Raw genomic sequence first — 10,174 nt, forward strand, 5'->3', positions numbered from 1 at the left:
GGTGGTTAGGGGGTGGGGCGGCGGTGGAGGTAGGTGTCCATGATCCAGCCGTGGCGTTCGCGGGCTTCCGCGCGGGTCGCACGGATCTGGGCCGCGAGGGCCGGGGTGAGGGGGCCCGAGATCAGGATCTCGTCGGGCGTTCCTACGTACGCGCCCCAGAAGATGTGCAGGCCTGAAGAAGTGAACTGGTCGAACGTCGTGTGGGCGTCGAGGAGGACGAAGACGTCGTCCACGTCCGGGGGCCAGCCGGAGGCGAGACGGCGGCCCGTTGTCAGCTGGACCGCTCGGCCGATCTGGTTCATCGTCGTCCGGTGGCGGGCCACCAGCGCCGAGATGCTGCTGATCCCCGGCACCACCTCGTAGTCGAACTCGACCTTGCCCCGCGCCAGCACCGCCTCGATCAGTGCGATCGTGCTGTCGTACAGCGACGGGTCGCCCCACACCAGGAACGCGCCCACCTCGTCCGGGCCGAGCGACGAGATCAGTGACTCGTACACCGACGCCCGCGCCGAGTGCCAGTCGGCCACCGCTGCCCGGTAGTCCGATGGCGTGCGGTCGCGCGGCGGGTCGGGTGCCAGCACCACGCGGTACGAACGCGTGACGAACCGGTCGAGGATCTCCTGCCGCAGCCGGACCAGGTCGACCTTCTCGGCACCCTTGTCGAGGACGAAGAAGACGTCCACCCGGTTGAGGCGATCGATCGCCTGCACCGTCAGGTGCTCCGGGTCGCCGGCGCCGATCCCGATCGCGTAGAGCTTCCTCATGCCGCGAGTCTGACCGCCCCCGATGGTGAACCCCTACCCCCGATGGGTATAAAGAAGGCAGACGAAAGGAGCGGGAAATGGCCGAAGCGACCTACACCGTCGAGGGCATGACCTGCGGGCACTGCGCCACCTCGGTCCGCGAGGAGGTCTCCGAGCTCGACGGCGTCCGCAGCGTGGACGTCGACGTGGACAGCGGCCGCGTGACCGTGACCAGTGACACGCCGCTGACCACCGACGCGGTCGCCGCCGCCGTGACCGAGGCCGGCTACCGCCTGGTCGCGTGAGCTCCGCCGACGTGACGACCGGCGTCGAACTCGCCATCGGCGGGATGACGTGCGCGTCCTGCGCCGCCCGCGTCGAGCGCAAGCTCAACAAGGTCGACGGCGTCACCGCGACGGTCAACTACGCCACCGAAAAAGCCCAGGTCAGCTACCCGGCCGGGCTGTCGGTCGACGACCTCAAGGCCGTCGTCGAGGCCGCGGGCTACTCCGCGCGCCTCCCCGAACGGGAGACGCCGGAGGAGACGCCGCGCAAGCGGTTGCTGGTCTCCGCCGCGCTCACCGTCCCGCTCGTCGCGCTCTCGATGGTCCCGGCCTGGCCGTCCGACAGCCGGGGGTGGGTCATGCTGGCCCTCGCCGCCCCGGTCGTGACCTGGGGCGCGTGGCCGTTCCACCGCGCCGCCGCGGTCAACCTGCGGCACGCCACCGCCACCATGGACACGCTGATCTCCCTCGGCGTCGTCGCCTCCGTCGCCTGGTCGCTGTACGCGCTCGTCTTCGGCGCCGGACACCACCACCTGTACTTCGAGGTGGCCGCCGCGATCACCACGTTCATCCTGGCCGGCCGCTACTTCGAGACGCGCTCGAAGCGCCGCGCCGGGGCCGCCCTCGAAGCGCTCATGGACCTCGGCGCGAAGGACGTCACCGTGCTCCGCGCCGGCGAAGAGCACCTGGTCGCCGTCGAGGGCCTCCGGGAAGGAGACGTCTTCGTCGTCCGGCCCGGCGAGAAGATCGCCACCGACGGCGTCGTCACCGAAGGCGGCTCCGCGGTCGACACCAGCATGCTCACCGGGGAGTCCGTGCCGGTCGAGGTCGGACCGGGGGACGCGGTCACCGGCGCGACGGTCAACGTCGGCGGGCGCCTGCTCGTGCGCGCCACCCGGGTCGGCGCGGACACCCGCCTGGCCCAGATGGCGCGGCTCGTCGAGGCCGCGCAGAACGGCAAAGCCGAGGTCCAGCGGCTCGCCGACCGGGTCTCCGCGGTGTTCGTGCCGGCGGTCGTCCTCGCGGCGCTGGCCACGCTGGTGGTCTGGCTGGCGACGGGCGGCACGCCGGACGCCGCGTTCACCGCGGCCGTCGCCGTGCTGATCATCGCCTGCCCGTGCGCGCTCGGCCTCGCGACGCCGACGGCGCTGCTGGTCGGCACCGGCCGCGGCGCCCAGCTGGGCATCCTCATCAAGGGACCCGAGGTGCTCGAGTCCACCCGCCGCGTCGACACCGTGGTCCTGGACAAGACCGGCACGGTCACCACCGGCCGGATGGCCCTCGTCGAGGGGGACGGCGAGGTGCTCCGGCTCGCGGGCGCCGTCGAGGCCGCCTCCGAGCACCCGATCGCCCAGGCCATCGCGGACGCGGCCCGGGAGCGCTTCGGCGCCCTGCCCGCCGTCACGGCGTTCCGCAGCACGGCGGGCCTCGGCGTGACCGGCGTGGTCGAGGGGCACGAGGTCACCGTCGGGCGGGCGGCGTTCGTCGGCGGCGAACTCGCCGACGCCGAAGGCGCCACAGCCGTCGGGGTGGCCTGGGACGGCGAGGTCCGCGGACGCCTGGTCGTCGCCGACACGATCAAGCCGACGTCCGCGCAGGCCGTCGCCGAGCTGCGCGAACTCGGCCTGACACCGGTGCTGCTGACCGGCGACAACGTCGGCGCGGCGCGCGCGATCGCGGCCGAGGCGGGGATCGGCGAGGTCGTCGCCGAGGTGCTGCCGGAGGAGAAGGTCGCCGTCGTCAAGCGGCTGCAGGCCGAGGGCCGGGTGGTGGCGATGGTCGGCGACGGCGTCAACGACGCGGCGGCGCTCGCCCAGGCGGACCTCGGCCTGGCCATGGGCACCGGCACCGACGCGGCGATCGAGGCGAGCGACCTGACGCTCGTGCGCGGCGACCTGCGCGTGGCGGCCGACGCGATCCGCCTGGCCCGCCGCACGCTGGCGACGATCAAGGGCAACCTGTTCTGGGCCTTCGCGTACAACGTGGCGGCGCTGCCGCTGGCCGCGCTCGGCCTCCTCGACCCGATGATCGCGGGGGCGGCGATGGCGTGCTCGTCGGCGTTCGTGGTGAGCAACAGCCTCCGGTTACGCCGCTTCCGCTGACACCCCGGGAGGGTATAGTCGGGGCGAGGGAGAGCCGACGACGGGAACGGGTGGGCGATGACGGGTTACGGCAGCGAGCGGGACGCCTATCTGAAGCGCCTGCGCCGGATCGAGGGGCAGATCCGCGGGTTGCAGCGGATGGTCGAGCAGGACAAGTACTGCATCGACATCCTGACCCAGGTCTCGGCGGCGACGAAGGCCCTGCAGTCGTTCTCGCTGGAGCTGCTCGACGAGCACCTGGCGACCTGCGTGGTCCAGGCCGCGGCGACCGGGGGCGAGGAAGCGGATCTGAAGGTGCGGGAAGCGTCGGACGCGATCGCGCGGCTGGTCCGCTCGTAGGGCGAGGCGAGGCTGCGCGCGTAGGGGCGAGGCCCCGCTCGTAGGGCAGGGCCGGATCACCGGCAGCGCGAGGCCGGATCAAGGACAGCGCGAGGCCGGATCACGGACAGCGCGAGGTCAGCGCACCAGGACCGCCAGCGTCAGGCCGCCTGCGTTCGTCGTGAAGTGCACGATTCCCGACGCCAGCACGCCGCGGCCAGCGTGCCGCCACCAGTGCAGGAAGACCCCGGCCACCCCCGCCGCCGCCATGGCCAGGATCTGCAGCAGCACCACCGGCGTCGAACCGAACACCGCGTGGACCGCCGCGTTGCGGCCGATCGCCAGCGCCGGCAGCGCGTGCCACAGGCCGAACAGGGCCGCCGCCGCCAGGATCGGTCCCCAGCGCCAGCGGTCGTCGGCCGCTCCGAACAGGGCCGGGAGCACGCCGCGGAACGCCACCTCTTCGATCAGGACCGTCCCGAACAGGATGCGGCCGCACGTCAGCCACAGCAGCTGGCCGAAGTCCGGGTCGCCGACGCGGCCGTCCTGGTAGACCGTGCGCAGCGCCGGCACCGCCAGCGCGATCCCGAACACCGCGGCCACCAGACCCGCTCCCGCCAAGCCGACCAGGGCCGGACGGCGGAAGGCGCGTAAGCCCAGGTCACGCCAGGTGCACCCGGCCGCGCGGCCCAGCAGGACCAGCACCAGCGCCGCCACCAGGCCGCACAGCGGGTACGCCCAGCCGGGCAGCACGCGGTTGGCCAGGGTCGTCGACGCCGCCAGCGTCAGCAGCGCCACGACCACCACCGGCACCCGCCTGCCCAGGGCAGGCGCGGCGCTGGTCAACGCCGGCTCAACCGACCGCGTCGGTCAGGTCGTCCGCGGGTGACCGGCGCTGGATCGGCACTCTCTTCGACATCGGCAACGTCGCTTCCGGGTCGAACGGGCCCGGGCGCTCGTCGAGCGCCACCGCGGCGTCGGCCAGCAGCTCGCGGCAGCCCGCGAGGCTCGCGTGGAGCTTGTCGCGGACCTCGGTCAACGCCGTGACCTCGCGCTGGGCCGCTTCGACCAGCCTTTCGCCGTGGCTGGTCGCGTCCGCGACCACCCGGGCGGCCTGCTCCCGGGCCTCGGCCAGCTCGCTTTCGCCGGTCGCGACCAGCGTTTCGCCGTGGCGGGTCGCCTCCGCGACCAGCTGCGCGGCCTGCTCCCGCGCCGCGGCCAGCTCGCCTTCACCCGCCACGACCAGCTGGTCGGCCTTCGCGCGGGCGGCCGCTTCCTGCTCGGCCAGCTCGCGCATCGCGTCGGCGCGCCGGATCGTCATCGCGCGCTTGTGGTCTTCTTCCAGCTCGGCCCGGCGGTGGGCCGCGGCCTCGTCGAGCTCACGACGGCGCTGCTCGGCCGCGCGCACGAACTCCTCGTGCTCGACCCGCCGCCGCTCACGCTCGGCCTCGGCTTCGGCGACCAGGCGGCGTTCCTTCTCGGTCAGCCGGACCGCTTCCGCCTCGGCCTCGCGCCGGATCCGCGCCGCCGTTTCCGTTGCCTGCGCGGTGATTTCCGCCGCTTCCTCGCGGGTCAGCTCGATCATCCGGCGCGAGCGCTCCTGCAGCGCGTCCGCCGGGATCGGGGTCATGCTGATCCGGTCGATCTTCACGCGGAGCTCACGGTTCTCCTCGGCGAGCGCGGCTCCGCGCCGGCGCGCCGAGTCGCGTTCGGCGGTGAGCCTTTGGATCTCGGCCTCGGCCCACTCGACGTATTCGGCGACCTGTGCGCGGTGAAAACCGCGCCACGCCAGGTCGAATCCGGGCTGCGTGCGCGCCACGTCCTCGCCACCGCCGGGGGCCATGCCTCACCTCCGAATTGGATGGTTTCTCCCCGGCCGCGCGTTTTCGTTGCGGTACCGGGGAATCTCCCGTGCACCCCAGTGTGCCGCAAACCCGCCGCCGCGCGCTGCCCGGGCGGGCGATCATTCGTCGAACGGTTCCCCGCGGCCGGTGGACGTGCTCCGCACGCCGGGCAGTTCGGCCAGTTCGCCGGCGAGGTCGTAGAGATCACCGCGCCCGTCCAGGCGCAGTGTCACGACCGCGATCCGTTGTCCCCCTTCGGAAAGCGGCTCGTGGTCGACGTCGACGTGGTGCACCGACCACCCGCGCCCGGTGCAGACGGCGAGCGCCGCGCGCAGGACGCCTTGCCCGTCGAGGTAGCTCAGCCGGACCACCGGTGGTTCCCGCCGGTGCCGCGCGACGAACCGCTGCAGCGGCGGCAGGCCGCGCGTCACGGCGAAGTGCCCGACCGTCGTGCCGGCCGCGAGCACGGGCAGCCCGGCGCCGCACGCGGTCCCGACGGCGGCGGTGAGCCAGATCGTCGCCGCGGTGGTCAGGCCGCGCACCGCGTCGCGGCGGACGAAGATCAGCCCGCCGCCGATGAAGCCGATCCCGGACACGATCTGCGCGGCGATCCGCGACGGGTCGAGCGAGACGTGGTCGAGGCCGAGCAGGTCGGCGAAGCCGTACTTCGAGACGAGCATGAAAACCGCCGAACCGACGCCGACCAGGGCGTGCGTCCGCAGGCCGGCGGCCTTCATGGCGGCTTCGCGTTCGAGCCCGATGGCGACGCTCAGCACGAGCGCGAGCACTACCGGCGGCAGCAGGTCCCACTGCGCCGACGTGGACCAGAGTGTGGTCAAGGTCACGACCTCCCGAGGCTCGGGTGGCGGCACGCGGGGAGAACCGCAGGGCCGCCACCAGGGCATACTGTGTTGATCGGGCGGCAGCCACGGTGGAACGGCTGCCGGTGGGCAGGCCGGCGCCGGACCGTGTCCGCCTTCTCCGGCCGGATCGGTTCCGGGCCGGGAGCACCGATCGTGCCAGGGTGAGGTGGAACGCGCGTGACAGCGACTCGGCCGGTCCCGGCCCCGGACTTCGTCGGGTACGCGGAGGTGCGGCGCGGCGTCCGCGCGCTGCTCGAGGGGCGGCCCGGCACCCACCGGCGGCCGGTCCCGGCGTGTCCGAACTGGACCGTCACCGACCTGCTCGGCCACCTCGCCGCCGTCGCCGAGCGGGTGCTCCGGCGCCACGGCGGCACCCCGCCGCCCACCCCGGCCGGGACGTTGGCGGTGCCGGAACTGCTCGACCGCTGGGACGACGTCGGCGAGGAACTCGACCGCCGGCTCGCGGAAGCGGGCGGGCGCAGCGGCGACGTCATGGTGATGGACGCCTACACGCACGAACTCGACCTGCGCGCGGCGCTCGGGGTGCCGCCGCCGGTGGCGCACGCGGCCTGGGCGCCGAGCTTCGAAGTGCTGGTCCGGGGCTTCTCGGGTTCGGTCGCCGGGCGCGGGCTGCCGCCGCTGCGCCTGCGCACGACCGGCGGATCGACGTGGACGGCGGGCGTGGGCCGCCCGAAGGACTCGCTGACGGCGCCGGCCCACGAGCTGTACCGCGCGCTGGCCGGGCGCCGCTCGGTGGCGCAGCTGGTGGGGCTGGACTGGAGTGCGGCGGCGGGCCCCTGGCTGCCGGCGTTCAGCTGGGGGCCGTTCGCGCCGCCACGGCAGCCCGGCGTGTGAGCTCGGCTGCCGCCGCGGGCTCAGCCGCCCGGCGGGCTCAGCCGCCCGGCGGGGTGACCGTCAGCAATGCCGCCAGTGCCAGCACCACGACACCGAGCAGGACCTCCACCGCCACCGCCTGCCGCAGCCGGTGCAGGTCGGTCGTGACCGTCGTCGTGCCGGGGTCCGGGCCGGTCAAGCTTCGCCGGACTGCCCGGCGGGACCGGCTCGCCACGGCCAGCAGCAGCGCGAAGCCCGCGATCTTCAGCAGCACCAGCAGGCCGAACCGGGTCGTCCACAGCGACGACAGCGACGGCATGATCCGCAGCGCCAGCACCGCGCCGCTGAGCGCGACCGCCGTCACCGCTCCCGCCGCGATGCGGGAAAACCTCGTCGCGACCGGGGTCAGGTCCTCGCCGGGCGCCGGGTGGTACAGGCAGAGGGCCAGCTGGACCAGGCCGCCCGCCCAGACGGCGATCGCGCCGAAGTGCACCAGGTCCGCGGAGACCGAGAAGAACATCACCGGGTCCGTCACCGGGTGGCCCGTTGCCGAAAACGTCAGCAGCACCAGGAACCCGGTCACCATGGCCAGGTTCTCGTAGCGCGAACGCAGCCGGTCCGGCAGCTCCGGTCGCAGCAGCCGGGGCAGCACCAGGGCGAACGCCGCCACCGCCGCCAGCCTCAGGAGCAGCAGTTTCCCGTACGCGACGCGCAGCGTGTCCGCGAGGAGCCCGGTGTCGAACACCGCTTCGAGGTTCCGTCCGGCCGCGTACGGGCCTTGCAGCAGGAACGTCGCCACTGTGGTCGCCGCGACGAGCCAGCCGCCGCCGGACAGCAGGCGGCGGGCCCGGCGGTCGGTGCGGGCGGCCGGGCGGCACAGCACCACGAACGCCAGCCCGCCGAGGAGCACGACGCCGAGGTAGGCCAGCCAGCGCACCGCCGTCGCGGTCGCGTCCACCACCGGGTCGGTGCCGGTGGCGGCGGACACCGCGCCCGCCGACGTCACCAGCGGCCCCGTGCCGACCACGAACGCGAAGGTGCCGCGCACGGGGTGCGAGTCGGCCGAGACGAAGGCGTATTCGACCAGGTAGCTGCCGTCCGGCAGGCCGGGCCGCAGCCGCACGCCCACCTCCTCGGCGACCTGGCCGGGCTGGAACACCGGCCCGGAGTCGACCTGGTGGCCTTCGAGGTCGACGACCTTGATCGACCCGGGCTGGATGCCGACGTTCTCCGACAGCGTGACCGACACCAGGGACGGCGCCGCGCTCAGGCGGGCGCCGTCCCCGGGGGTCGATGAGATGACTTCGACGTGCGCCGACGCCGGGGTGGCGCTGACCAGCAGCCAGCCGGCCAGCAGGGCCAGCAGCGCCAGCGCCCGCTTCACGACGCGGCGAGCGCGGGTCGCCTCGGCACCCCGCAGGAGCAGCCGGTCTGGGCGCGCTCGGCGGCCGAAGCACGCCGGTGCAGCACGACCGCGACGATCATCGGGATGGTGACGATCGTGTTGTAGAACAGGTGCAGCTCCACGCGCGGCACCAGCAGCTGGATGATGCTGGTCGGCACCTTCGAACCGGCCAGCCGCCAGCCGCTCTGCGCCTGGATGAACAGCAGCAGGTGCTCGATGTGGTGCCAGAACTGGATGCCCAGCGCGAGGTTCCACCACTGCCGCGACCGGCCCGCGAACCCGCGCCGCAGGACCCACAGGAACGTCAGCATCACGAGTGCGTAGCCGTAGTGCAGCCATTCCTGCGAAATGAGCCACGGGAACGGCATGCCGAGCACCCCGCGGGCGCGGGAGGTGGGCCAGCCGAAACCGTAGATCTGCACGGCCTGCACGATGTGCTCGGCCCAGTGGGCGATCACGATGAGCATGAACACGGCGAGCGCGCGGTGGTGGTGGCGGCTGTTGAGCCCGCCGAGGAACCCGCCCGGCCGGGCGATTTCGGACGTCGACATGGAAACCCCAGATTTCCCGAAGGGACGATGGCGGTGGTGCGTCGACGATATCCGTCCGGCGCCGTTGTCCGGTTACTCCGGATTGCCGATCTCCGAAAGCAGAATTGCGGGCGTCCTGCCCCTTGTGGTCCCGGCGGCGGCGTGCTTGCCGCCGGGACCGGGTAGCAGGTCAGTGCAGCGACAGGCCGGTGGCGCGCTCCGGTGCCGGCGGGATGTGGAACAGCCGCGTGAACAGCTCGAGGTGGGCGGGGTCGCCGGTGATGCGGACCTTGCCGCTGTCGAGGGCTTCGCGGGCGGACAGGTTCCCGTTGAGCAGGTCGATCAGCGCCGGGCCCTGTGGCTCGATCACCAGGTCCGCGGCGGGCAGCGCCCCCGAGGAGGCCTTGAGCGAGCCGTCGTCGACCATCGCGTGCACGATCATCTCGCCGCCGAGGTGGTGCAGCTCGTAGTTGACGTGCACGCCGGCGGCGGCCTCCTCCTGGAAGACCGTGTACAGCGAGATGATCGCGGTGTCGAGCGTGAACACTTCGTCGGGCCGCGGGTAGGTGAGCGAGCGCGCTCCCCACAGGGCCAGGTCCAGGACGATGTGGTCGAGTTCGCAGCCGTACTCGGTCAGTTCGTAGACGACGCCGGCGTCGAGCTGGGAGAGCACGCGGCGGCGGACGACCCCGGACTCCTCGAGCTCGTTCAGCCGCGAAGTCAGGATGCTGACCGGGATCCGCGGCAGCGTCTGCTGCAGGTCGGTGAACCGCTTCGGGCCGAGCATGAGGTCACGCACGACGAGCAGCGACCACCGTTCGCCGACGATCTCGAGCGCCCGGGCCAGGCCGCAGAACTGTCCGTAGGTGCGAGCAGAGGTAGGCATACTCGGGTCCTCACTTGTCTCGGGGTGCCAGACCGGGCGCCGCCCGATTCGCGCAGGGCCGCGAGTTCGGTTACGGTGCCCCGTGACGCCGGGGGTGGCCGCATTCCTGCCGCCACGGGTGTCGCTGTCTACGGTGACGGTTCGCCGCCGTGCCCGGCCAGTGAGCCGCGCACCGCCGCTCCGTGCGTTTTTCACGTCGGAGCATGCATTCCGCACGACTTCCCCGTGCTTGCAGCACTGGCCGAGTAGACGTCCCGTGCAGCACGATTTCCTGGTCTCTCGTCCGCCCCCGACGACCGGCAGGAGCGCCCATGCGCACGACAGCGGTAGACGCGCGGGTCCCGGACGACGGCGCCGGCGCCGTC

General features: G+C 73.1%; 11 protein-coding genes. 4 read left to right on the top strand and 7 right to left on the bottom strand.

Annotated features, from left to right (window positions below):
- Positions 1–5 precede the first annotated feature (5 nt).
- Entirely contained in the window at positions 6–764 is a 759-nt protein-coding gene (gene cobF, locus CCN39_RS44410; RefSeq protein ID WP_086852799.1) for a precorrin-6A synthase (deacetylating), read from the bottom strand.
- Between the two features lie 77 nt (positions 765–841).
- Between cobF and CCN39_RS44415 the strand changes: the two genes are divergently transcribed.
- From CCN39_RS44415 to CCN39_RS44425, 3 genes are read left to right on the top strand one after another with little or no spacing between them, the layout of a single operon-like run.
- Complete coding sequence (locus CCN39_RS44415; RefSeq protein ID WP_086852801.1) at positions 842–1,048, top strand: heavy-metal-associated domain-containing protein; 207 nt, start codon at positions 842–844, stop codon at positions 1,046–1,048.
- Positions 1,045–3,129: a heavy metal translocating P-type ATPase gene (locus CCN39_RS44420; protein WP_086852803.1), complete on the top strand. Its 2,085-nt coding sequence runs from the start codon at positions 1,045–1,047 to the stop codon at positions 3,127–3,129. Before CCN39_RS44415 ends, CCN39_RS44420 begins: the two co-directional genes overlap by 4 nt.
- Before the next feature lie 57 nt (positions 3,130–3,186).
- Positions 3,187–3,468, top strand: a complete 282-nt coding sequence (locus CCN39_RS44425; protein WP_086852805.1) for a metal-sensitive transcriptional regulator — start codon at positions 3,187–3,189, stop codon at positions 3,466–3,468.
- A 117-nt stretch (positions 3,469–3,585) separates the two neighbouring features.
- Here the strand turns inward: CCN39_RS44425 and CCN39_RS44430 are convergent, their stop codons facing one another.
- The 3 genes from CCN39_RS44430 to CCN39_RS44440 all read right to left on the bottom strand — a co-directional run bounded on the left by CCN39_RS44430 (position 3,586) and on the right by CCN39_RS44440 (position 6,130).
- Positions 3,586–4,293, bottom strand: coding sequence for a CPBP family glutamic-type intramembrane protease (locus tag CCN39_RS44430; protein WP_086852807.1), 708 nt, complete (start codon positions 4,291–4,293; stop codon positions 3,586–3,588).
- 7 nt (positions 4,294–4,300) lie between these two features.
- On the bottom strand, positions 4,301–5,290 hold the full coding sequence (locus CCN39_RS44435) for a coiled-coil domain-containing protein (protein WP_086852809.1): 990 nt from the start codon (positions 5,288–5,290) through the stop codon (positions 4,301–4,303).
- Between the two features lie 120 nt (positions 5,291–5,410).
- On the bottom strand, positions 5,411–6,130 hold the full coding sequence (locus CCN39_RS44440; RefSeq protein WP_244211298.1) for an MgtC/SapB family protein: 720 nt from the start codon (positions 6,128–6,130) through the stop codon (positions 5,411–5,413).
- Between the two features lie 201 nt (positions 6,131–6,331).
- Here CCN39_RS44440 and CCN39_RS44445 point away from each other — a divergent pair, with 201 nt between their 5' ends.
- On the top strand, positions 6,332–7,009 hold the full coding sequence (locus CCN39_RS44445) for a maleylpyruvate isomerase family mycothiol-dependent enzyme (RefSeq protein ID WP_086852813.1): 678 nt from the start codon (positions 6,332–6,334) through the stop codon (positions 7,007–7,009).
- Between the two features lie 37 nt (positions 7,010–7,046).
- On the opposite strand, the gene CCN39_RS44450 is transcribed toward CCN39_RS44445, so the two are convergent.
- The 3 genes from CCN39_RS44450 to CCN39_RS44460 all read right to left on the bottom strand — a co-directional run bounded on the left by CCN39_RS44450 (position 7,047) and on the right by CCN39_RS44460 (position 9,809).
- Positions 7,047–8,372, bottom strand: a complete 1,326-nt coding sequence (locus CCN39_RS44450) for a copper resistance CopC/CopD family protein (protein WP_086852815.1) — start codon at positions 8,370–8,372, stop codon at positions 7,047–7,049.
- Positions 8,369–8,944, bottom strand: a complete 576-nt coding sequence (locus tag CCN39_RS44455; RefSeq protein ID WP_086852817.1) for a hypothetical protein — start codon at positions 8,942–8,944, stop codon at positions 8,369–8,371. The genes CCN39_RS44450 and CCN39_RS44455 overlap by 4 nt, the downstream gene beginning before the upstream one ends.
- 169 nt (positions 8,945–9,113) lie before the next feature.
- Positions 9,114–9,809 (bottom strand): winged helix-turn-helix transcriptional regulator, encoded by a 696-nt coding sequence (locus CCN39_RS44460; protein ID WP_086852819.1) that lies wholly within the window; start codon positions 9,807–9,809, stop codon positions 9,114–9,116.
- Positions 9,810–10,174 lie beyond the last annotated feature (365 nt).

Origin of the sequence: Amycolatopsis kentuckyensis, assembly GCF_002155975.1 — a bacterium.
GTDB lineage: Bacteria > Actinomycetota > Actinomycetes > Mycobacteriales > Pseudonocardiaceae > Amycolatopsis > Amycolatopsis kentuckyensis.